Raw genomic sequence first — 21,124 nt, 5'->3', positions numbered from 1 at the left:
CAGCGCTCAGAGTGTGGCGCGGCCCGGTGCGGCGGCGGCACTTTCGAGCAGACGGCGCAATACTTCGACCGCATCCGCCAGCACCTGGCGGTCCGCCGGGTCGAGCTGGGCCAGCTGCGGCTCGATCACGGCCGCGCGGTCGGCCCGCACCGCGGACAATGTGCGGATCCCTTCCGGCGTGATACGGATGCGGACCGCCCGGGCATCTTCGGGGTCGACGGTTCGGGTAACCAGCCCGGCGTCCTCGAGTCGTCGCACCTGCGTGGTCATCGTCGGTTGCGAACAGTGATCGACGGCGGCCAGGTCGCCGATCCGCGCTTCCCCCTGGGCTTCGATGATGGCCAGCAACCTGGCTTGAGCCGACGGCAGCGGCATCTGGATGCGCTGCGTTGCCAGGCGGTTGAGCCGGGCGACCACCGCCAATAGGTCCGCGCCTAGGCCCGGCACGGGCCCGCCGACCTCGGTGTGGTTGGCAGTGGCGGAGGAGGAACTCATCCCTCCATCGTTGCATAGCTTTGCTATGCGAGACCAATCGTGGGCACGGCAAGCAAAAGCCCACGTGGATCGACGTGCTGCCGCGCTTTAGGGCCTGGGCCTGGCAGAATCGGTGAAGTGACCCGGCCCGGCCCCCTTCCAGCGCAAAAACGGAGCGGACCGCTGCGACCGAGTGAATTGGCACAGGCCTCGGTGATGGCGGCACTGTGCGCGGTGACCGCGATCGTCTCCGTCGTCGTTCCGTTTGCGGCGGGGCTGGCGCTGCTGGGCACCGTGCCCACCGGCCTGCTGGCCTACCGCTACCGGCTCCGGGTGCTGCTGGCCGCGACGGTTGCCGCGGGAATGATCGCCTTCTTGATCGCCGGGATGGGTGGTTTCATGGGGGTGATCCACAGCGCCTACATCGGTGGACTGACCGGAATCGTCAAACGCAAGGGCCGCGGCACACCAACGGTGATCGTCTCGTCGCTGATCGCCGGACTTGCGTTCGGCGCGGCGATGGTCGGCATGCTGGCCGTCCTGGTCAGACTGCGGCACCTGATTTTCAAGGTGATGACCGCGAACGTCGACGGGGTCGCTGCCACCATGGCCCGGATGCACATGCAGGGGGCAGCCGCGGACGTCAAGCGGTATTTCGCCGAGGGGCTGCAGTACTGGCAGTGGGTGATGTTGGGCTACTTCACCATCGGGATCATGATCGTGTCGCTGATCGGGTGGTGGGCGTTGTCGCGCCTGCTGGAGCGGATGCGCGGAATCCCCGATGTGCACAAACTGGACGCACCGCCACGCGATGAGGTGAACGCCCCCATCCAGCCGGTTCCGGTGCGGTTGGACAAAGTGCGTTTCCGCTACCCCCGTGCCGGCCAGGACGCGCTGCGCGAGGTCAGCCTCGACGTCCGGGTCGGCGAACACCTAGCGATCACCGGTGCCAACGGGTCCGGGAAGACCACGTTGATGCTGATCCTGGCCGGCCGGGAACCGACGTCGGGCACCGTGGATCGTCCGGGCACGGTGGGGTTGGGCAAGCTGGGCGGCACCGCCGTTGTCCTGCAGCATCCGGAAAGCCAGGTCCTGGGCACCCGCGTTGCCGACGACGTGGTGTGGGGGCTGCCGCCGGGCACCGACGTCGACGTCGACCGGTTGCTGGGCGAGGTTGGCCTGCAAGCACTCGCCGAACGCGACACCGGAAGCCTGTCCGGTGGTGAGCTGCAGCGCCTCGCGCTAGCGGCGGCGTTGGCCCGGGAGCCGGCGATGCTCATCGCCGACGAGGTCACCACCATGGTTGATCAGCAGGGCCGGGACGCGCTGCTGAGCGTGCTGTCGGGTCTGACACAGCGGCACCGGACCGCCTTGGTGCACATCACGCACTACAACAACGAGGCCGACTCCGCCGACCGCGTGATCAGCCTCAGCGATTCGCCGGACAACACCGATATGGTCCAAACCGCAGCGGCGCCGGCCCCGGCTGTGGGGATGGATCACCCCCACCACGCGCCGGCCCTGGAGCTGGTGGGTGTCGGCCATGAGTACGGCAGCGGTACGCCGTGGGCAAAGACCGCGTTGCGTGATGTCAACTTCGTGGTTGAGCAGGGAGATGGGGTGTTGATTCACGGCGGCAACGGCTCGGGGAAGTCGACGCTGGCGTGGATCATGGCCGGGCTGACGATCCCCACCACCGGTGCCTGCCTGCTCGATGGCCGGCCCACCCATGAGCAGGTCGGAGCGGTGGCGTTGTCTTTCCAGGCCGCCCGGCTGCAGTTGATGCGCAGCCGGGTGGACCGCGAAGTTGCTTCCGCAGCAGGCTTTTCGCCGAACGAGAAGGATCGGGTGGCGGCAGCGCTCGGTGTCGTCGGGCTGGATCCCGCGCTGGGCAAGCGACGCATCGACCAGCTCAGCGGTGGCCAAATGCGTCGCGTGGTGCTGGCTGGGCTGCTCGCATGCGCACCCCGCGCGTTGATCCTCGACGAGCCGTTGGCGGGGTTGGACGCGGCAAGTCAACGCGGCCTGTTGCGGCTGCTGGAAGACCTGCGCCGAGCGCGCGGGCTGACGGTGGTCGTCATTTCGCACGACTTCGTCGGGATGGAGGGGCTTTGCCCGCGCACCCTGCAGCTGCGCGACGGCGTGCTGGAAACGGTGCCGACAGCGGCGGCTAGGGGGGCGGCATCGGAGGCGGGGGGAAGATCGTGACCACAACTTCGGCCCCGGCACGCAGCGGGACCCGGCGCCCGTCTCGTCCGGTCGTGCTACTGATTCCGGTGCCCGGTAGCTCGGCCATTCACGACCTGTGGGCCGGCACCAAATTGCTGGTGGTTTTCGGCATTTCGGTGTTGCTGACGTTCTATCCGGGATGGCTGACGATCGGGATGATGTCGGCATTGGTGCTGGCCGCGGCCCGGCTCGCGCACATTCCGCGCGGTGCGCTGCCGTCGGTACCGCGCTGGCTGTGGATCGTCCTGGCAATCGGCTTTCTGACCGCTGCGCTCGCCGGCGGCACTCCGGTGGTCTCGCTGGGTGGAGTCGAACTCGGATTGGGCGGCGCGTTGAACTTCCTGCGGATCACCGCGCTGTCGATTGTGCTCCTCGCGCTGGGGGCGATGGTGTCCTGGACCACTAATGTCGCCGAAATCGGGCCTGCGGTAGCCACTTTGGGCCGGCCGTTTCGGGCATTGCGGATCCCGGTCGACGAATGGGCGGTGGCGTTGGCGCTCGCGCTGCGCGCCTTCCCGATGCTGATCGACGAATTCCAGGTGCTCTACGCTGCACGCCGGCTGCGGCCCAAACGGATTCCGCGGAGCCGTAAGGCTCGGCGCCAACGGCACGCGCGCGAGCTGATCGACCTGCTTGCCGCTGCCATTACGGTGACCCTGCGGCGCGCCGACGAGATGGGCGATGCAATCACCGCGCGTGGCGGCACCGGCCAGCTTTCTGCGCATCCGGTACGGCCCAAACTTGCCGACTGGGTGACGCTGGCGGTCACCGCCGCGGCCAGCGGCTCGGCCGTGGCCATAGAGGTGCTGTTGTTGCACGCCTAGGGTAGCCCGGCAGACCCGGGCTACCCGACGAGCCGCGCGTGGCGAATCACGAGGCGAATGCGACGATTACGGTGTTGCGATGGGTTCCGATGGTCCCTTTTGGCCTCCCAGTAGTGCAGGAGGTGTAGAAGATGGTCGCGTCGACGTCTGGATTGAATTCGAGGTAGTGCATCGAATTATCCTGTGGCTTAATGAAATCAGCTTTCATTTCCAGTAGCCACGACCAGCTGACCATCCGCACGGGCCAAATCATCTCCCCAACACCTCACCCGGCCGGTCTGCGCGTCAAGGCTAAGCCCGGCTGCGCCAGGCGATTCACAGCGATATCACAATAGGCTTATCTAGCTTCGCCCGTGTTCCATCTTGTTTCATGGCCACGTTATCTGCTCACTTGTTACGAAGGGTGTGGTGCATGAAGATCAGGAATGTATTGGCTGGGTGCTTGCTCGCCGGTGGGCTCGGTATTGTCGGTGCTGGCATGGCAGCTGGCGTTGCCAGCGCCACGCCGCACGACTCACCCGCGCCAAATCCACCGACACTCATTGGGGGAAGAAACAATCCGCCTCCGCCTCCGGATAGGATTCCCATGGAGCGAGGCAGGATCCCGGGGGCGAACAATCCCCCGCCACCGGTGCCCAACCACCCGCCTCCTCCGGTGCCCAACCACCCGCCCAACTTGCCGAACAATCCCCGGCCACCGGTGCCCAACCACCCGCCTCCTCCGGTGCCCAACCACCCGCCCAACTTGCCGAACAATCAACGCCACTGATGACCCGCCAGGGCCACGGGCGTCCGGAGTTGTTGATTTACGCGCTGTGACCCGCGGTGACGGGCCTTGATATTTGCGGCATTTCGCTGTCCGGCCGGCACGGGCTTCTCCAGGAGAGATGAAGTACCTCATGCTTGTTCGTCAAATGGGGTTGCCCGTGCCGGGCCGGCCTGTGTCGCCCAGTTTGGGGGGAGCCCACGCGGGCCGTGACCAACTACACGCCGCCGGTAGGACGCCGCCGAGGTAGGTGAGGGTACCTTCCAACATCAGACGATGGTCACCGAATCTGTTGCCCCGCTTGCCTTATCGGAGGGCATCAGCGACTCGACCGCCGCCCAAGCTGATCAACAATCACACGTCGTCGATCAACACCTTCCCAATCGGGTGACACACCCTGGGCGTTGCATCACCCCGAATAGCTGCTACGCGACGGGAACGATGACGACGACGCCCCGTAACGGGCGGCGCGTCGATTACCGGCCCAGCGGCCGAGGGCGTCAGGGGCGCATCCGGTCGATGAGATTCGACAGCACGACGATGCTTTCGCTGCGTTCGACATCAGCGCTGGACCGAATGCGCTCGAGGGCTGCCTCCAAATGCCGCATGTTGTGAGCGAGCACGTGCAGGATCGCGTCGGACGTGCCGGTCACGGTAGCCGCGCTGACCACCTCGGGGATATCCACCCAGGCATCGCGCAGCTGATCGGGCGCAATCCTGCCGTGGCAGAAAATCAGCACATAGGCTTCGGTGTTCCAGCCCAGCGCGGTGCGGTCGACGACGGTGGTGAAGCCCTTGATCACACCGCTCTCGAGCATCCGGTCGACGCGGCGTTTGACCGCGGGCGGGGACAAACTCACCTTCTGGCCGATCTCGGCGAAGGTGGCCCGCGCATGCTCGGCCAGCTCGGCGAGGATGCGCTCGTCGGTGTCATCCAGGTGGTCCATCGGCACCACCCCCTCCGTTCCAGCGCGCCCCTCGTTCTAGCGCGCAACGAATCGCTACAAATCCCACGTTAGCGCAACATATCGATCATAAACGCGCAATATCCGTCGTTTGATTGTGTAATCAGGGCCAAATATCGTTGCTTTATGACAGATTCCTTCCTCGGCGCCGCCCGTCTTGGGGCAGAAGCGCACAGCCGCACCCCGCGGACGCGGCGGTACGCGATGACCCCGCCGGCCTTCTTCGCCGTCGAGTACGCGATCAACCCCTGGATGGACGTCACCGCGCCGGTTGACGTCCAGGTCGCGCTGGCGCAGTGGGAACACCTCTACCAGACCTATGTCCGGCTGGGCCACAGCGTGGATCTGATCGAGCCCGAACCCGGGCTACCGGACATGGTGTACGCCGCCAACGGTGGGTTCATCGCGCATGACATCGCCGTGGTCGCCCGGTTCCGGTTCACCGAACGGGCCGGCGAGTCGAAGGCCTACGCCAGGTGGATGTCCTCGGTCGGGTATCGGCCCGTGTCAACCCGTCATGTTAACGAGGGACAGGGCGACCTGTTGATGGTTGGCGAATCGGTGTTGGCGGGCTACGGCTTTCGCACCGACCCGCGCGCACACGCCGAAATCGCCGCGGTGCTCGGCCTGCCGGTGGTCTCCCTCGAGCTGGTGGACCCAAGGTTCTATCACCTCGACACCGCGCTGGCCGTTCTCGACGATCGTACGATTGCCTACTACCCGCCGGCGTTCAGCACGGCGGCACAGGAACAGTTGCGGGTACTGTTTCCTGACGCGATCGCGGTCGGCAGCGCCGACGCGTACGTGTTCGGACTCAACGCCGTGTCCGACGGCTTACATGTCGTGCTTCCCGCCGCGGCCACCGGTTTTGCCGGGCAGCTGCGGGAGGCCGGCTTCGAGCCGGTCGGTGTCGATCTGTCCGAGCTGCTCAAGGGCGGCGGTTCCGTGAAGTGCTGCACGCTGGAGGTACACCCATGACAGTTCTTGTGGACGCGACCGAAGCCGCTATCGCACTGGTCGAAAGGCATGCGGCGCACAATTATTCGCCGCTGCCCGTGGTCGCGGCCAGCGCCGAGGGCGCGTGGATCACCGATATCGATGGCCGACGCTACCTGGACTGCCTGGCTGCGTACTCGGCGGTGAACTTCGGCCATCGCAACCCCGAGATCACCGCCACAGCTCACGCCCAACTCGACGCCGTCACCCTGGTGAGCCGGGCGTTTCATTCCGATCGACTCGGGCCCTTCTGCACCGCACTTGCCGAGTTGTGCGGCAAAGACATGGTGCTGCCGATGAACTCGGGTGCTGAAGCGGTAGAGAGCGGTCTCAAAGTGGCCCGCAAATGGGGAGCCGAGGTCAAGGGTGTCCCCGCGGGCCGGGCAAATATCATTGTGGCGGACAACAACTTTCATGGCCGCACCATCAGCATCGTCAGCTTCTCGTCCGATCCCGTTGCGCGACGCGGATTCGGGCCGTTCACGCCGGGATTCCGCTCGGTGCCGTTCGGCGACGCAGCGGCGCTCGCTCAGGCGATCGACGACGACACCGTTGCGGTGCTGCTCGAACCGATCCAGGGCGAGGCGGGCATCATCGTCCCGCCCGACGACTACCTGCCCGCCGTGCGTGCCCTGTGCGCCGAACACAACGTGCTGATGATCGCCGACGAAATCCAATCGGGGCTGGCTCGCACGGGTTACACGTTCGCCTGTGACCACTGGGGCGTCGTGCCCGACATTTATCTGCTCGGCAAGGCACTTGGCGGTGGCGTGGTCCCGCTGTCGGCGGTGGTCGCAGACCGCGAAATCCTCGGCGTGTTACATCCGGGCGAACACGGGTCGACGTTCGGCGGAAACCCGTTGGCGGCCGCGATCGGCAGCACCGTGGTTTCCCTGGTTGCCCGGGGAGAATTTCAGTCCCGCTCCGCCGAGATGGGCGCTCATCTGCATCAGCGGCTCGTCGAATTGACCGGCGACGGTGTGGTCGCGGTGCGTGGCCTGGGATTGTGGGCCGGCGTTGACATCGACCCGGCGCTGGCCACCGGCAAGGAAATGAGCTCGCGGCTGGCCGAACGCGGTGTGTTGGTAAAAGACACCCACGGCGCCACGCTGCGGTTTGCGCCGCCGTTGGTGATCACGGCGCAGGAGATCGACTGGGCGGTTCACCAGTTCGCTGTCGCATTGCGGGAGGCAGGCTCATAATCAGCCTGGTCCACCAACAGGAGGCGCAATTGCCGGCAACTTCGATGAGCCTAAGAGAATCAATGCTGCGCCGCCGCCCAGTGAGCGGTGCCCCTATCGCCCACGGGGCCGCGGCCAACCTCAAGCGGAGTTTCGGCACCTTCCAGCTGACCATGTTCGGGGTCGGCTCGACGATAGGTACGGGCATCTTCTTCGTGCTCTCGGAGGCGGTGCCCGAGGCCGGTCCCGGCGTGATCGTCTCGTTCACCATCGCCGGTATCGCCGCTGGCCTGGCCGCCCTCTGCTACGCCGAGCTGGCTTCGGCCGTACCGATTTCGGGATCGGCATACTCCTACGCCTACGCGACGCTGGGCGAGGCGGTCGCGATGGTGGTGGCGGCCTGCCTGTTGCTGGAATACGGGGTGGCCACCGCGGCGGTCTCGGTCGGCTGGAGCGGCTACGTTAACAAGTTGCTGAGCAATCTGTTCGGATTGCAGATGCCCCATGTGTTGTCGGCCGCGCCGTGGGACACGGATCCGGGTTGGGTGAATTTGCCGGCCATCGTGCTGATCGGGCTATGCGCGCTGCTGTTGATTCGCGGGGCCAGCGAATCGGCGACGGTCAACGCGATCATGGTGCTGATCAAGCTCTGCGTGCTGGGCATGTTCGTGGTCATTGCGTTTAGCGCATACAGCGCCGACCACCTCAAAGATTTCGCCCCATTCGGTGTCGCCGGCATCGGCTCGGCGGCGGGGACGATCTTCTTCTCATACGTCGGCCTTGACGCGGTTTCAACCGCGGGCGACGAGGTGAACGACCCGCAGAAGACCGTGCCGCGCGCGCTGATCGCGGCGCTGATCACCGTCACCGGTGTCTATGTTCTGGTCGCGCTGGCCGCCCTCGGCACCCAGCCGTGGCAGAACTTTGCACAGCAGAAAAACGCGGGGCTGGCCACCATCTTGGACAACGTTACGCACGGCGAATGGGCCAGCACGATTCTGGCCGCGGGTGCGGTGATCTCGATCTTCACCGTCACGCTGGTCACCATGTACGGCCAGACCCGGATCCTGTTCGCGATGGGTCGCGACGGGCTGCTGCCGACCCCGTTTGCGAAGGTGCATCCGCGCACCATGACGCCGGTGCCCAACACGGTGATCGTCGCGATCTTCGCGGCGACGCTGGCCGCCTTCATACCGCTCGAAAACTTGGCGGACATGGTGTCCATCGGCACGCTTACCGCGTTCAGCGTGGTGGCGGTGGGTGTGATCGTCCTGCGGGTGCGTGCGCCCGACCTGCCGCGAGGGTTCAAGGTGCCCGGCTACCCGGTGACCCCGATCCTTTCGGTGCTGGCCTGCGGGTACATCCTCGTCAGTTTGCACTGGTACACCTGGCTCGCCTTCAGCGGATGGGTGGCGGTGGCGTTGGTCTTCTACCTGACGTGGGGTCGGCACCACAGTGCGCTCAACGAGGAAGTGCCGTGACTGTCGTCGTCGGCTACTTGGCCGGCAAAGTCGGTCCCTCGGCGTTGCATCTGGCCGTCCGCGTCGCGCGGATGTACAAAACGTCGCTCACGGTGGCCACCATCGTGCCGAGGCCCTGGCCGACGCGGCCACTAGGGCGCACCGATGCCGACTACGAGCACTGGTCGGATCGGCTGGCCGCCGACTCGGCGCAGGAGGCCGAGCGTTACCTGCGCAGACTGGCCGACGGGATCGAGGTCAGTTACCACCATCGCGCGCACCGCTCGGTGTCGGCTGGTCTGCTCGAGGTGGTCGAGGAGCTCGAGGCCGAGGTGCTGGTGCTGGGTTCGTTCCCCAGCGGGCGGCGCGCACGGGTGTTGATCGGCTCGACCGCCGACCGGCTGTTGCATTCGTCGCCGGTACCGGTGGCGATCACCCCCCGCCGCTACCGTTGCCACACCGACCGGGTGACCCGGCTCAGCTGCGGCTATTCCGCGACGTCAGGGTCGGCCGATGTGGTGCGGCGATGCCGCGACCTGGCCAAGGTGTCCGACGTGCCGATGCGGGTGGTCACCTTCGCGGTCCGCGGCCGAACGATGTATCCGCCCGAGGTGGGGCTGCACGCCGAGGCTTCGGTTCTGGAGGCGTGGGCGGCGCAAGCGCAAGAATTGCTGGAAAAGCTAAAAATCAACAGCGTCGTCGGTGAAGACGCCGTGCTGCAAGTGGTCACCGGGAATGGTTGGGCGCAGGCGCTCGACGCTGCGGACTGGCTGGACGGGGAGATCCTGGCACTGGGCACCTCGCCGTCCGGTGATATCGCCCGGGTTTTCCTCGGCTCCTGGAGCGGCAAGATCATCCGTTACAGCCCGGTACCGGTGCTGGTCCTGCCGGGATAGACCCCGATCATCGCTGCGCTGCGGCGTTGGCCGCCGCTTGCGCCTGGCTCAGGATCGTCGCGACATCGCCACGGCCGAGGAACATTTCATCGAAATAGGGTTCGAGGGCCTCCTGTCCGGCGGCGAAGCCGGCGCCGCCGGGGGCCGCGATGCGCCGACCGTTCAGCACCGCGAAGAAGGGTGTGACGTCGACGCCCCTGGTGGACCAGTAGTCGAAGTAGACCGGCTGCGCAGACAGTAGCGCGGGGATGGCCGCACCGTGGCGGCCCAGATAGGCGTTGCCCTCCCTGCTGCCCATCCAGGCCAGCACCTGACGCACCGCATCCGGATGTTTGGACGCCGAATTACCTGCCGCGGCAATACCATTGGTGACGCTCACCCGGCCCGCGGGACCGGCGGGCAGCATCGCCACACCCCAGCGGAAGCGAGCATCGCGGGCCACCGACGCCAGGCTGTAGGTGCCCGACTGGAAGAGCGCCATTTTGCCGGCGAGAAACTGGTTGCGGGAAAAATCGCCGTTGTCGTTGGTGTCGGAGGCCGGCGGCGCGACGTGGTCGTCGTTGATCAGGCCGACCAGATAGCGGAAGGCTTCGATCGCCGCGGGGTTATCGAACGCGAACTTGCCGTCGCGCTGGAATACGCCGCCGGCCGAGCCGATGTAGTTGAGATAGATGCCCTGAGGATCGTTGGCGGCGTTGTAGCCCCACTGGCGGACCCGTCCGGCGTCGAAACCTGGCGTGTTGGCGCTGCGTCCATCGGCGTCGACGGTGAGCCGGGCCAGCAGCGGGCGCAGCGTGTCGTCGCCGCTCGGGCTCCACCGCAGGCCGTCCAAATCCGCGGGGTCGATACCGGCGGCAGCCAGCAGGTCGGTGTTGTAGAACACGGCAACTCCGGCATCCGTCAGCTGCGGTACGCCCCACAACACACCCGACCGGGTGAACTGGTCGACCACCGCCGGCTCCCAGCCCGAGGCATCGGCCTGGATCTTCATCAGCCGGCCACTGTCGGCGTAGGCGGCGAAGTAGGCGTTGGACAGCCAGAAGATGTCGTCGGCGCTGCCGCCGGCCACGTCGGTGCGCAGCGTGTCGAAGTATGTGGAATAGGCCACCAGGTTGGTGCGCACCTCGATATCGGGATGGGCGCGGGTGAATGCCTCGAACGACTGCCGATACGCCGCGGCGATTGGTTCCGCCCAGAGTCGCACCGTCACGACGATCTTGCCGCCACGCGGTTCGCCGGATCGGCCCAACAGCACCGCGCTCACCGCTAACAGGACCGCGACCAGCACGAGCGCGGTGGCGGCCAGCGTGGAAAAGCGGGGCCGGCTCACTTGAGCCCCGAGACGACGATTGATGCGGCGATGTGGCGCTGGAACGCCACGAAGAGCACGATCAGCGGCACGATCGCTACCGTGGTCGCCGCCATCACCAGCGTCCACTGGGCGTTGAACCGGGACTGCAGGTCGGCCGTCGCCACCGTGAGGACACGCCATTTGTGGCCGCTGGTGATCACCAACGGCCACATGAAGTTGTTCCACTGCGAGACCACGGTGATCATCGTCAAGGCGGCCAGGACCGGCCGGCTGGACGGGATCACCACGTGCACGAGGACATCCAAAGTGTTGGCGCCGTCGAGGCGTGCGGCGTTGATCAGGTCGTCCGGGATGAGCCGAAAGTGCTCGCGTAGCAGGAATATCGCGTACGGGGAACCGAACATGAACGGCAGCACCAGCGCCCAGAACGTGTTGCGCAGGCCCAGCTGAGCCATCATCAGATACAGCGGCACCACGGTCACCGTCCCCGGCACCATCAGGGTGGTGATGTACACCCAGAACAGCGCGTCGCGCCCGGGAAACCGCAACCGCGCGAACGCGTAGGCGGCCAGTACCGAAAAGGTCAGCTGGCTCAACAGGATTACCGCCGTCATCAACGCCGTCACCATGGCCGCGCGGCCAAATCCGGCATCGGCGAGGTCGGCGTAGTTGCCCAGCGTGGGTGGCCGCGGCACCTGCAGCGGCGTACCCGTCGCGAACTGATGCGCCGAGGTGAACGAGGTCAACAATCCGAGCGAGAAGGGGGCCAACGTGATTATCGCGCCGAGCACCAGGCCGGCGTAGATCGCGGTGTGCGTTAGGACCCGGTTAGGTGAGCTCATAGCTGATCCGCCGTCGGAAATACAGATGCTGAACCAAGGTCGCGCCGACGAGGATCACGAACAGCACCACCGCCATTACCGATGCCCGTCCGATGGCCGCCGCCCCGAATGCCTCGGCGTAGATGCGGTGGGCCACCAGGTCGGTGCTGCCTTCCGGACCGCCGCCGGTGAGCGCGTAGACGGTGTCGAAAACCTGTGCGGCGCTGACGATTCCGGTGACCAAGACGAAGAACATGGTGGGCCGCAGCATGGGCAAGGTGATGCGCCAGAACCGCTGCCAGGCGTTGGCGCCGTCGGTGCGTGCGGCGTTGTGAATGTCGTCGGGGATGGCCACCAGGCCGGCTAGGAAGGATAACGAGACGTAGCCGACGTTGGTCCAGACAACGACCGCTGACACAACCGGCAAGGCCAAATCGGGGTTGGTGAGCCATTCGATGCGATGTCCGAGCACCGTGCTGACCGCGCCGTCAGTGGGCGCCAGGATCCACCGCCAGATCACCGCGATCGCCAGCGGTGCGCAGATCCAGGGCAGCACGTAGAGCGTGCGGAACAGGCCGGTGCCCGGAAGCTGGCGCGCCAGCAGGGACGCGGCCAGCAGTCCCAGTGCCGTTTGCACCGGGACCACGATCGCCACGAAGATGGCCGTGACCGCCAGCGAGTCGCCGAAGTCGGAGTCGGTCAGCACCGACCGCCAGTTGGCCAGGCCGACGTAGTGCAGTGGGCCCAGCAAGTCCCACCGGTACAGGCTCAGCCAGACCACGACCAGGATGGGCAGCAACAAGAACGCGACCACACCGAACAGGCTGGGTGCCAGCAGGGCATATGCCAGCGCGGTGGTCCGGCGTGGCACGTCGCGCATGGGTGTATTAAAGCCGGTCGTTACGGTGGGAGTCGTGACACCGAACCGGGGGATCGATGCCGACTTTCTGGACCTGCCGCGCCACGAGTTGGCCGACGCCGCGTTGTCGGCGGCCACCGCGGCCGGGGCCAGCCACGCCGACCTGCGGGTTCACCGGATCAGTACCGAGATCATCCAACTGCGCGATGGTGAGCTGGAGACCGCGGTGATCAGCCGCGAGGTCGGCTTGGCCGTGCGGGTGATCGTCGCGGGCACGTGGGGATTCGCCTCCCACGCCGAATTGGCACCGGACGTCGCGGCCGCAACCGCGCGCCATGCGGTGCAGGTGGCCACCATGCTGGCCGCGCTGAACACCGAGCGGGTCAAATTGGCGCCCGAGCCGGTGTACACCGACGCCGAGTGGGTCTCGACCTACCGGATCGATCCGTTTGGCGTTCCCGCCTCCGAAAAGATTGCCGTGCTACGGGACTACTCCGGGCGGTTGCTGGACGCCGACGGCATCGACCACGTGTCGGCCAGCTTGAACGCCGTCAAGGAGCAGACCTTCTATGCCGACACCTTCGGGTCATCGATCACCCAGCAGCGGGTGCGACTGTTGCCATCGCTGGACGCGGTGACCGTCGATTCCGCGGCGGGCAGCTTCGAATCGATGCGCACGCTGGCTCCGCCGACGGCGCGGGGCTGGGAAGCGGTGGCCGGCGACGAGATCTGGAACTGGACCGATGAGCTCGCCGAGCTGCCGTCGCTGCTGGCGGAGAAGGTCCGGGCGCCCAGCGTGATGCCGGGGCCCACCGACCTGGTGATCGATCCCACCAACCTGTGGCTGACCATCCACGAATCCATCGGCCATGCAACCGAATACGACCGCGCCATCGGCTATGAGGCCGCCTACGCCGGGACGTCGTTCGCCACACCGGACAAACTCGGCACCATGCGCTACGGCTCGCAGGTGATGAACGTGACCGCCGACCGCACCGCCGAATTCGGCTTGGCCACCATCGGTTACGACGACGAGGGAGTGGCCGCGCAAAGCTGGGATCTGGTGCGTGACGGGGTGTTCGTCGGCTACCAGCTCGACCGGGTTTTCGCACCACGGCTGGGGGAGCCACGGTCCAACGGGTGCTCCTATGCCGACTCACCGCATCACGTGCCGATCCAGCGGATGGCCAACGTATCGCTGCAGCCGGGCGTCGAAGACCTCAGTACCGCGGACCTGATCGGCCGGGTCGGTGACGGCATCTACATCGTCGGCGACAAGTCGTGGTCGATCGACATGCAGCGCTACAACTTTCAGTTCACCGGCCAGCGGTTCTTCCGCATCCGAGACGGCCAGCTGCACGGACAGCTGCGTGATGTCGCGTATCAGTCGACCACCACCGATTTCTGGAATGCGATGGAAGCCGTGGGCGGCCCGTCAACCTGGCGTATGGGCGGAGCGATCAACTGCGGCAAGGCCCAGCCCGGCCAGGTGGGCGCCGTCAGCCACGGCTGTCCGTCGGCGTTGTTCCGGGGCATCAACGTGCTCAACACTCGTACCGAGGGTGGCCGATGATTACGCCACAACACGTCGTCAACATCGTTTTGCAGGAGGCGGCCACATCCGGCCGGGCGGACGAGACCATGGTGCTGGTCACCGACAAGGTCGAGGCGACGTTGCGCTGGGCGGGGAATTCGATGACCACCAACGGCGTTTCGGTCAGCCGCAGCGTCACCGTGATTTCGATTGTGCGACGGGGAGATAGCGCCTTTGTCGGCACCGTGGTCTCCGCCGAAGTGGACCCGTCGGTGCTTCCGGGGCTGGTGGTGTCTTCCCAGGACGCGGCCCGCTCCGCGCCCGAAGCCGGTGATACCGCACCGCTGCTCGGCGACACCGGTGAGCCCGACGACTGGGACGCCCCGATTCCGGGCACCGGGGCGGGGGTTTTTGCCGGTATCACCGGCTCACTGAGCCGCGGCTTCCGGGGTGCGGATCGCTTGTACGGCTACGCGCACCAAAGTGTCTCGACGACGTTTCTGGCGTCGTCGACGGGACTGCGGCGCCGCTACACCCAGCCCGCCGGGGCGATCGAGATCAACGCCAAACGCGGCGACGCCAGCGCCTGGGCGGGGATCGGCACACCTGATTTCGTCGATGTGCCAATCGATCTGTTGCTTGAGCGGCTGTCGACCCGGCTTCAGTGGGCGCAACGCACCGTCGAGCTGCCGGCCGGGCGCTACGAGACGATCATGCCGCCATCGACGGTGGCCGACATGATGACCTATCTGGGATGGTCGATGGCCGGCCGCGGCGCACAGGAGGGCCGCACCGCGTTCTCGGCACCTGGCGGTGGAACCCGGGTGGGGGAGCGACTCACCCAATTGCCACTGACCCTGTTCACCGATCCGGCCGCGCCGGGTCTGGCGTGTACGCCGTTTCTCGCGGTGAGCAACTCCTCGGAGACACAGTCGGTGTTCGACAACGGCATGGACATCGGCCAGGTCGATTGGATCCGCGACGGCGTGATCAATGCGCTGGCCTATCCGCGGGCCACCGCCGCCAAGTTCGACGCCCCGGTCGCGGTTGCCGCCGACAACCTGGTCATGACCGGTGGGTCGGTCGATCTCGCCGACATGATCGCCGGCACCGAGCGCGGACTGTTGCTGACCACACTCTGGTACATCCGTGAGGTCGACCCGACCACGCTACTGCTCACCGGGCTGACCCGCGACGGCGTCTACCTGATCGAAGACGGCCAGGTGACCGCGGAGGTCAACAACTTCCGGTTCAACGAAAGCCCGCTTGACCTGCTGCGACGGGCCACCGAGGCGGGCGTCAGCGAGAAGACGCTGCCACGCGAATGGGGGGATTGGGTTACCCGGACCGCGATGCCCCCGCTGCGGATTCCCGACTTCCACATGTCATCGGTGAGCCAGGCCCGCTAGGAGATTGCTGTAGGACCTGGGCGGGTTCTACCGTGTGAGCAATGGCGGCTCCGGTTTCGGTTCGCGACGATCTGTCGCGGTTGGTGGCCCGGTTGGTGGCGTTGTCCCCGGGCGACGGCCGGATCGCGGGGCTGGTTCGGCGGGTGTGCGCGCGGGCGCTGTCGCTTCCGCCGTTGCCGAGTGAGGTTGCGGTGGGCGAGCCGGAGTCCCAGGCCGAGGCCGTCGTTGCCGAGTTCGCCGAGCAGTTCAGCGTCGATGTCTCAGCGATCACCGGCGAGCAGCGATCCCGGCTGTGGAAGCATCTGGGGGACGCCACTTTTGGCGTCGTTGTGGCGATGTACATCGCCGACTTTGTGCCGCGGGTGCGTGCCGGGCTGGAAGCGTTGGGCGTTGGCGCGCAGTATTTGGGCTGGGTGACGGGGCCGATCGTCTGGGATCACACCACCGATCCCGCCGATGTGGTGTTCAACGATTTTCTGCCCGCGGTGGCCCGGATGCGGGCGCTGGACCCGGTCACCGCCGAACTGGTACGGCTGCGCGGAGCGGCCCAGCACAACTGCCGGCTGTGCAAGTCGCTGCGTGAGAGCACTGCACTCGATGCGGGCGGTTCGGAGACGTTATACGGCGAGATCGAGCGTTTCGAGACCTCGATATTGCTCGATGATCGCGCAAAAGCCGGCATCATGTATGCAGATGCGTTAATTTGGACCCCTGCGCACCTCGCCGTCGACGATGCCGCCGAGGTGCGCTCCCGGTTCTCGGACGCCGAGGCCGTCGAGCTGACTTTTGACATCATGCGTAACGCGAGCAACAAGATTGCTGTGTCTTTGGCTGCTGACGCGCCGACGGTAACGCGGGGCACCCAGCGGTATCGCCTCGGGCTCGACGGCCAGACGGTGTTCAGTTGACGCCGGTCAGGGCGGTGTTCGCCATCGTCGTGGGCATGACCTGGGCCTTTGGTCTGGCCGGCTGCGCTGGGCCGGGCGGCAAATCCGCCTCGCGACCGGCGACGGTCCACGAGAGCAGTTCGTCGCTGTTACCGCCGATCTACCCCGGGACGACGGTGTCGATTCCGCCGTCTGAGGAAAGCGCGACACCGGCGAGCACCATTCCCGGCGACGGCACCTACCAGGTGGGAGTCGACATCCAGCCCGGCACGTATCGGTCGCAGGGCGGTGATAGCTGTTATTGGGAGCGGCTGAGGGGACTCGGCGGAACCACCGCGGACATCATCGCGAACGGCGCCGGGACCGGGCCGCAAGTGGTGCAGATCACACCGACCGACGCCGCATTCAAGACGCAGTCCTGCGCCATCTGGACCCTGACATCGGCCGCTGCCACGACGACGGCTCCGACGCCAACGACGACGGCGACAACGACGCCCGCGGGGCTGCCCGAGGGCGCCCAGGTGTGTCCGACCGAGGCTGGGCCCGCGGGCGGCTTCACGCAGTCCGCAGTCGGGACGCCGGGCACTTCCTGTCCTTTCGCCGAACAGGTACGGCTCGCATACGGCGCCAGCGGACCCGCCAGCTCGACGCCCCGGCAGATCAGCGCCGTCAGTCCGGTGACGGGCCAGTCGTACACGATGACGTGCGCCGCGAATGGATCACTGGTGGTGTGCACCGGCGGAGACGGCGCGGTCGTCTACGTGTACTGAGGTGGGCCCGCGGCGGCGCACCCGGTACCGTCGGGTCATGGTACTTCGGCGGGAAAGCCCGATCCGCCGGCGACGGTTGCGTTTCTACGAGGCGGTGCTGGAGCGTGTCCTGACGAGTGGGGTCGGCTACCAGTTCCTGTTCCACGTCGCGCCGCGTGTCGACAAACTGCTGATTCCTTGGACCAACGGCCGGCTGAGTTCGGCCGGGCTCGACAGGGTCGGGCTGGTGAGGACGACCGGCGCCAAGTCCGGACAACCGCGGACCCATCCGCTGGCATTGTTCAAAGACTCTGGCGACCTGCTCGCTATCGGGTCCAACTATGGGCGGCCGCAGCATCCGGCCTGGTCGGCCAACCTGGTGGCGCACCCCGAATGCACGGTCGAATTCAAGGGTCCGCCGCGGCGGTACCGGGCCGAGCTGCTGACCGGCGACGCACGCGCTTCGGCCTGGGCCACGGCCGTCGACTGGTTCGCCGGATACGAGAGCTACCGCGGCACCTGTGCGCCCCGCGAGATCAGGGTCTTCCGGCTGCGGCCGGTGGCCGAGGGCTCGAGGTGAGCGCCGACTGGCGTGACCTCAGTCGCCGGGCCGCGTTCGAGTCGCACCGGCTGATCGGCTGGATCTTCTGGGATCCGGTCGGAGTCTCCAACTATGCGGCGCTCGGGGTGCCCGATGGCGTCGGCTACTACGTCGCGACACGCGCTGCGCCGCTCGCGGCCGCCGGCGACGCCGTCGTCGCTGCCGTGTTCGGCTCGATCCACCCCGGCGTCATCAAATATTCGCTCGATCTGTGCCGCCAGCACACGACGTTCGTCGCCGCCGCGGCTGCCCGCGATGCGGCTGTGGTGTCGGGCCTACGCGACTACGCGCCAGAGATCGTCGATCCGCTCACCGAGCTCGGGCCGGCGGTATGGGACGCGGTCGATGCGTTGCCCGTCGGCGGGCGTTCGCTGTTCGCCGCCCACCGTGCCTGGCCTCGCCCGGACGATCCACTGTTGTCGGCGTGGCTGGCGGTCAATTGCATCCGCGAGTGGCGCGGCGACACCCACTGGGCGATCCAGATCGCGGACGGTCTGTCGCCGATCGCGTCGGGGATCCTCGACGGAGCATGGCGCTCCTACGATGACGACTGGCTGCCCCGCAGCCGGGGCGCCGACGACTCGGCGCTGCGCGACGCGTACGACGAGCTCGACCGGCGCGGGTTCGTCACCGACGGGAAAGTCAACCGGCGCGGCACCGAGCACCGCCAGCTGCTTGAGGATCGCCTGGATGACCTGACCGTGCTGCCGTGGCAGCATCTCGGCGAGGCGACAACGCGGCGGCTCATCGACTGCATCGCCCCGGTGGGCGAGCGCCTGCTCGCGCGTATCGACGCCACCGCCGGGCCGAAGTGGATGCCCGCGGCGCGCACTCGGGCCTAGCGGCGTCGTGTTATTGGCTCGCTGACGCGGCTTCCTATCGGCGGTGTAGCCGCAGTTGCAGATCGACGGGTTTAAGCGTCATGGCTTCGGAGGCCGAGAGGCAGTACCCGGGACGGGGTTCTAGGTCGTATTGATGAAGTACTGCCGCGAGGGTCAAAAGGGTCTCGTGGAGGGCGAATCGGCGGCCGAGGCAGGCCCGGGCGCCGGTGCCAAAGGGCTTGTAGATGCGTCGTGGAAGTTTGCGTAGATTCTCGGGCAGGAAACGGTCGGGGTTGAATTCATGGGCGTCATGGCCCCAGGCGTCGGAGCGGTGGGCGGCGATCAAGTGAACGAACACCCAGTCCCCGCCGCGGAAGAAATGCTTTCCCGTTCCGATCGTGGTGTCTTGGCGGGCCTGGCGGAAGTAGCCCGGTACTACCGGCCACAGCCGCAACGTTTCGTCGACGACGCGGCGTAGGTACCTCAACTTGTCGACGTCGTCGAAGTGGATATTGGGGAAGGTGTCGTTGGACCAGTGTTCGTCGATCTCTGCGCGGGCTTGCTCGGCGATGTTGGGATTGATGGACAGAAAGTGCAGGGCAAAGGCGATGGCATTCGCCGAGGTTTCGCTGCCGGCGACGAGCAGTGTCAGGATCTGGCTAATGATGTTGTCGTTGTCGAGTTGGTCGCCGGTGTCGGGATCGGTGCTGTGCAGGATGATGTCGAGCATGTCGTCACGCGAGCCCGCTGTGGAATTGAGGCGCCGCGCTCTAATAATGTCCGCAACCTGTCGGCGAATCTGGGTCGCGTCTTTGTTGTGTTGATCTTTTCGCTCCTGGGCGATATCCGCGGTATGCCGGTCGGCGTAGGCGAGTTCGCGAAGAAAGGCAGCGATGAAAGCGTTTTCACGCGAGTCGCTGAGCTTAGTGAAGGAGTAGCCCATTGCAACGCGGGCGATGATTTCAATGGTGAGTCGGTTGGCGTCGGCCGGGATGGTAATCCAGGCTCGCACAGCACTCTTCCTGTTCCAGACGTCGACAAGTTCGCGGATGGTCTCGGCCATCGTGTCGTGGTAAAGCTTCATGGCTGTTTTGGTGAAGGTTGGCATCAGGATGTTGTGCGCCTTGCGCCAATTGGGTTCGTGGTTGTAGGCGGTGAACAGGCCGTCGCCGAGGACAGAGCGCACTCTGCGGAGCGCGGATCCAAGGTGTTTTTCCCAGTGGGTCTCGTCGTTGACGTCGTCGATAAGGGTGGTGTCGGCGAGAAAGATGACTGGTTGGCCGATGGGCTGCTCTATCATTCCGCTGCCGAGTTTGGTCAGTTTGTCGGTTACTTTTTGGACGGGTTTATTGAAGTCGATGGTGCTGAGATCGCCGATAATAGGAAACTGAAAGCGGTTTAGCTGGCTGGTGGTGGTTGGGCTGTCCGCGGTCATGTGCTCGCTTTCGTTTTGGGACCGGAGGTGAATTGTTCGGTGGTTGCGTGGGCGGGTATCCACCATTTCGCTAGTTTCAGTAGTTCTACTACTTCCTCGTCGAGGGTTCTGGACCGGGATCTCACGACTGGTGTGACGTCGGGGGGTTCCGGTAGGGCGCCTGCGGTTTTGGTCCTGGCGGCTTGAGCCAGGTAAAGAGCGTGGATTGCGGCGTCGTGTTCGCGGTTTGGCACGCAGTGGGCCCTGAGCAACGGGCCAGCTGGTGAAGGACCCCGCACCCGCCAAATGGGGCAAGGTGCCACTGAAACAGATTGACTACCAGTCATACTCAACGTGGCAAGGTAGCACTCGTCCGGCGGCGATCTACCGAGTGCGGCCGATGCCTTGGGCAGGGTGATCGGGATCACTGCGGTATTCTGCAGTTGACGATGCGGTGATGGGAGCTTTATCCGCAGCTAGCTAGTTCCAGGGGCGGTAGCTCAGTTGGTTAGAGCCGCGGACTCATAATCCGTTGGTCGCGGGTTCGAGCCCCGCCCGCCCCACTCTGAACAGCCCCCACTCTGAACAGCCCCACTTCAGTGGCTGTTGGTTTGATTGGATTTTTGTCGTCGACGTTCATTTGCGGCACCATCGTGAAGTCACGCGGTACCGGCGGCTTGTTGGTTGGACAGTAGCGTCGGTAGATATTTTCGGCCGCGGCATCAATGGCGCCCAGGCGATTCAGCGCCCAGAGATCCCATAGATCGCGGGAGGCATGTCGGTCGACCCACGTCGCAGTCTTAGAGGCGGCGAAGACGGGAAGGGTGGGCACCTACAGCTCGGCGGTGGGGGCATCGGCATACCGTTGAACCAAGGGCTCAGGACCGCGAGCAGATGGGAGATTAGGTGATCGCGTTCGAGTTGTT

Annotated in this window: 20 protein-coding genes, 1 tRNA gene and 1 pseudogene; 13 read left to right on the top strand and 9 right to left on the bottom strand. The window is 65.9% G+C overall.

The features are described from left to right. Positions 1-6: 6 nt before the first annotated feature. A complete protein-coding gene (locus AADZ55_RS14970) occupies positions 7-495 on the bottom strand; it encodes a MarR family winged helix-turn-helix transcriptional regulator (RefSeq protein WP_085327128.1) in 489 nt (162 codons plus the stop codon). 195 nt (positions 496-690) lie between these two features. Between AADZ55_RS14970 and AADZ55_RS14965 the strand changes: the two genes are divergently transcribed. Together AADZ55_RS14965 and AADZ55_RS14960 are read left to right on the top strand one after the other, a co-directional pair. Beyond that, the gene (locus tag AADZ55_RS14965; protein ID WP_207569159.1) at positions 691-2,682 is read left to right on the top strand and encodes a DUF2232 domain-containing protein; all 1,992 of its coding nucleotides are present in this window, start codon (positions 691-693) and stop codon (positions 2,680-2,682) included. After that, a complete protein-coding gene (locus AADZ55_RS14960) occupies positions 2,679-3,527 on the top strand; it encodes an energy-coupling factor transporter transmembrane component T family protein (protein WP_085327130.1) in 849 nt (282 codons plus the stop codon). Before AADZ55_RS14965 ends, AADZ55_RS14960 begins: the two co-directional genes overlap by 4 nt. A gap of 46 nt (positions 3,528-3,573) precedes the next feature. Here AADZ55_RS14960 and AADZ55_RS14955 read toward each other — a convergent pair whose 3' ends face one another. Further along, positions 3,574-3,780 (bottom strand): AMP-binding protein, encoded by a 207-nt coding sequence (locus AADZ55_RS14955; RefSeq protein WP_085327131.1) that lies wholly within the window; start codon positions 3,778-3,780, stop codon positions 3,574-3,576. Positions 3,781-4,793: 1,013 nt separating this feature from the next. Then, positions 4,794-5,240, bottom strand: coding sequence for an Lrp/AsnC family transcriptional regulator (locus AADZ55_RS14950; RefSeq protein ID WP_085327145.1), 447 nt, complete (start codon positions 5,238-5,240; stop codon positions 4,794-4,796). 144 nt (positions 5,241-5,384) lie between these two features. Between AADZ55_RS14950 and ddaH the strand changes: the two genes are divergently transcribed. From ddaH to AADZ55_RS14930, 4 genes are read left to right on the top strand one after another with little or no spacing between them, the layout of a single operon-like run. Continuing rightward, complete coding sequence (gene ddaH, locus AADZ55_RS14945; RefSeq protein ID WP_207569157.1) at positions 5,385-6,236, top strand: dimethylargininase; 852 nt, start codon at positions 5,385-5,387, stop codon at positions 6,234-6,236. Continuing rightward, complete coding sequence (gene rocD, locus AADZ55_RS14940; protein WP_085327133.1) at positions 6,233-7,456, top strand: ornithine--oxo-acid transaminase; 1,224 nt, start codon at positions 6,233-6,235, stop codon at positions 7,454-7,456. Before ddaH ends, rocD begins: the two co-directional genes overlap by 4 nt. 29 nt (positions 7,457-7,485) lie before the next feature. Further along, positions 7,486-8,916, top strand: a complete 1,431-nt coding sequence (locus AADZ55_RS14935) for an amino acid permease (RefSeq protein WP_085327134.1) — start codon at positions 7,486-7,488, stop codon at positions 8,914-8,916. After that, positions 8,913-9,791 (top strand): universal stress protein, encoded by an 879-nt coding sequence (locus AADZ55_RS14930; protein WP_085327135.1) that lies wholly within the window; start codon positions 8,913-8,915, stop codon positions 9,789-9,791. The genes AADZ55_RS14935 and AADZ55_RS14930 overlap by 4 nt, the downstream gene beginning before the upstream one ends. Before the next feature lie 7 nt (positions 9,792-9,798). On the opposite strand, the gene AADZ55_RS14925 is transcribed toward AADZ55_RS14930, so the two are convergent. From AADZ55_RS14925 to AADZ55_RS14915, 3 genes are read right to left on the bottom strand one after another with little or no spacing between them, the layout of a single operon-like run. Continuing rightward, positions 9,799-11,121, bottom strand: a complete 1,323-nt coding sequence (locus AADZ55_RS14925; RefSeq protein ID WP_085327136.1) for an ABC transporter substrate-binding protein — start codon at positions 11,119-11,121, stop codon at positions 9,799-9,801. Then, on the bottom strand, positions 11,118-11,945 hold the full coding sequence (locus AADZ55_RS14920; RefSeq protein ID WP_085327137.1) for a carbohydrate ABC transporter permease: 828 nt from the start codon (positions 11,943-11,945) through the stop codon (positions 11,118-11,120). The genes AADZ55_RS14925 and AADZ55_RS14920 overlap by 4 nt, the downstream gene beginning before the upstream one ends. Further along, the gene (locus tag AADZ55_RS14915; protein WP_085327138.1) at positions 11,932-12,804 is read right to left on the bottom strand and encodes a carbohydrate ABC transporter permease; all 873 of its coding nucleotides are present in this window, start codon (positions 12,802-12,804) and stop codon (positions 11,932-11,934) included. Before AADZ55_RS14915 ends, AADZ55_RS14920 begins: the two co-directional genes overlap by 14 nt. A gap of 34 nt (positions 12,805-12,838) precedes the next feature. Here AADZ55_RS14915 and AADZ55_RS14910 point away from each other — a divergent pair, with 34 nt between their 5' ends. From AADZ55_RS14910 to AADZ55_RS14885, 6 genes are read left to right on the top strand one after another with little or no spacing between them, the layout of a single operon-like run. Then, positions 12,839-14,356, top strand: a complete 1,518-nt coding sequence (locus AADZ55_RS14910; protein ID WP_085327139.1) for a TldD/PmbA family protein — start codon at positions 12,839-12,841, stop codon at positions 14,354-14,356. Further along, positions 14,353-15,726: a TldD/PmbA family protein gene (locus tag AADZ55_RS14905; protein ID WP_085327140.1), complete on the top strand. Its 1,374-nt coding sequence runs from the start codon at positions 14,353-14,355 to the stop codon at positions 15,724-15,726. The genes AADZ55_RS14910 and AADZ55_RS14905 overlap by 4 nt, the downstream gene beginning before the upstream one ends. 41 nt (positions 15,727-15,767) lie before the next feature. Next, positions 15,768-16,634, top strand: coding sequence for a carboxymuconolactone decarboxylase family protein (locus AADZ55_RS14900; RefSeq protein WP_085327141.1), 867 nt, complete (start codon positions 15,768-15,770; stop codon positions 16,632-16,634). Beyond that, positions 16,631-17,383 carry a hypothetical protein gene (locus tag AADZ55_RS14895; protein WP_242670351.1) on the top strand — a complete coding sequence of 251 codons (753 nt, stop codon included), beginning with the start codon at positions 16,631-16,633 and terminating at the stop codon, positions 17,381-17,383. Before AADZ55_RS14900 ends, AADZ55_RS14895 begins: the two co-directional genes overlap by 4 nt. Positions 17,384-17,420: 37 nt before the next feature. Then, entirely contained in the window at positions 17,421-17,942 is a 522-nt protein-coding gene (locus AADZ55_RS14890; protein WP_207569158.1) for a nitroreductase family deazaflavin-dependent oxidoreductase, read from the top strand. Then, positions 17,939-18,805: an SCO6745 family protein gene (locus AADZ55_RS14885; protein WP_085327142.1), complete on the top strand. Its 867-nt coding sequence runs from the start codon at positions 17,939-17,941 to the stop codon at positions 18,803-18,805. Before AADZ55_RS14890 ends, AADZ55_RS14885 begins: the two co-directional genes overlap by 4 nt. Before the next feature lie 34 nt (positions 18,806-18,839). Here AADZ55_RS14885 and AADZ55_RS14880 read toward each other — a convergent pair whose 3' ends face one another. Next, a complete protein-coding gene (locus tag AADZ55_RS14880) occupies positions 18,840-20,219 on the bottom strand; it encodes a cytochrome P450 (protein WP_085327143.1) in 1,380 nt (459 codons plus the stop codon). Then, positions 20,216-20,545 carry a DUF6545 domain-containing protein gene (locus AADZ55_RS23590; RefSeq protein WP_423202401.1) on the bottom strand — a complete coding sequence of 110 codons (330 nt, stop codon included), beginning with the start codon at positions 20,543-20,545 and terminating at the stop codon, positions 20,216-20,218. Before AADZ55_RS23590 ends, AADZ55_RS14880 begins: the two co-directional genes overlap by 4 nt. A gap of 142 nt (positions 20,546-20,687) precedes the next feature. On the opposite strand from AADZ55_RS23590, the gene AADZ55_RS14875 reads away from it, so the two are divergent. Beyond that, positions 20,688-20,761: transfer RNA gene (locus AADZ55_RS14875), tRNA-Ile, on the top strand. Between the two features lie 113 nt (positions 20,762-20,874). On the opposite strand, the pseudogene AADZ55_RS14870 reads toward AADZ55_RS14875, so the two are convergent. Next, positions 20,875-21,030 (bottom strand): annotated as a pseudogene (locus AADZ55_RS14870) (nucleotidyl transferase AbiEii/AbiGii toxin family protein); the annotation flags it as partial. Between the last annotated feature and the right edge of the window lie 94 nt (positions 21,031-21,124).

The organism is Mycobacterium decipiens (genome assembly GCF_963853665.1).
Classification (GTDB): domain Bacteria; phylum Actinomycetota; class Actinomycetes; order Mycobacteriales; family Mycobacteriaceae; genus Mycobacterium; species Mycobacterium decipiens.
The sequence above is the reverse complement of the archived record's forward strand: the minus strand, read 5'-3'. Positions and strand labels throughout refer to the sequence as shown.

Excerpts from the sequence above, each read along its gene's own strand:
- AADZ55_RS14970 (WP_085327128.1), bottom strand. The coding sequence starts at position 495 with ATGAGTTCCTCCTCCGCCACTGCCAACCACACCGAGGTCGGCGGGCCC.
- AADZ55_RS14965 (WP_207569159.1), top strand. The coding sequence starts at position 691 with ATGGCGGCACTGTGCGCGGTGACCGCGATCGTCTCCGTCGTCGTTCCG.
- AADZ55_RS14955 (WP_085327131.1), bottom strand. The coding sequence starts at position 3,780 with ATGATTTGGCCCGTGCGGATGGTCAGCTGGTCGTGGCTACTGGAAATG.
- AADZ55_RS14950 (WP_085327145.1), bottom strand. The coding sequence starts at position 5,240 with ATGGACCACCTGGATGACACCGACGAGCGCATCCTCGCCGAGCTGGCC.
- ddaH (WP_207569157.1), top strand. The coding sequence starts at position 5,385 with ATGACAGATTCCTTCCTCGGCGCCGCCCGTCTTGGGGCAGAAGCGCAC.
- rocD (WP_085327133.1), top strand. The coding sequence starts at position 6,233 with ATGACAGTTCTTGTGGACGCGACCGAAGCCGCTATCGCACTGGTCGAA.
- AADZ55_RS14920 (WP_085327137.1), bottom strand. The coding sequence starts at position 11,945 with ATGAGCTCACCTAACCGGGTCCTAACGCACACCGCGATCTACGCCGGC.
- AADZ55_RS14915 (WP_085327138.1), bottom strand. The coding sequence starts at position 12,804 with ATGCGCGACGTGCCACGCCGGACCACCGCGCTGGCATATGCCCTGCTG.
- AADZ55_RS14905 (WP_085327140.1), top strand. The coding sequence starts at position 14,353 with ATGATTACGCCACAACACGTCGTCAACATCGTTTTGCAGGAGGCGGCC.
- AADZ55_RS14900 (WP_085327141.1), top strand. The coding sequence starts at position 15,768 with ATGGCGGCTCCGGTTTCGGTTCGCGACGATCTGTCGCGGTTGGTGGCC.
- AADZ55_RS14890 (WP_207569158.1), top strand. The coding sequence starts at position 17,421 with ATGGTACTTCGGCGGGAAAGCCCGATCCGCCGGCGACGGTTGCGTTTC.
- AADZ55_RS14880 (WP_085327143.1), bottom strand. The coding sequence starts at position 20,219 with ATGACCGCGGACAGCCCAACCACCACCAGCCAGCTAAACCGCTTTCAG.
- AADZ55_RS23590 (WP_423202401.1), bottom strand. The coding sequence starts at position 20,545 with ATGACTGGTAGTCAATCTGTTTCAGTGGCACCTTGCCCCATTTGGCGG.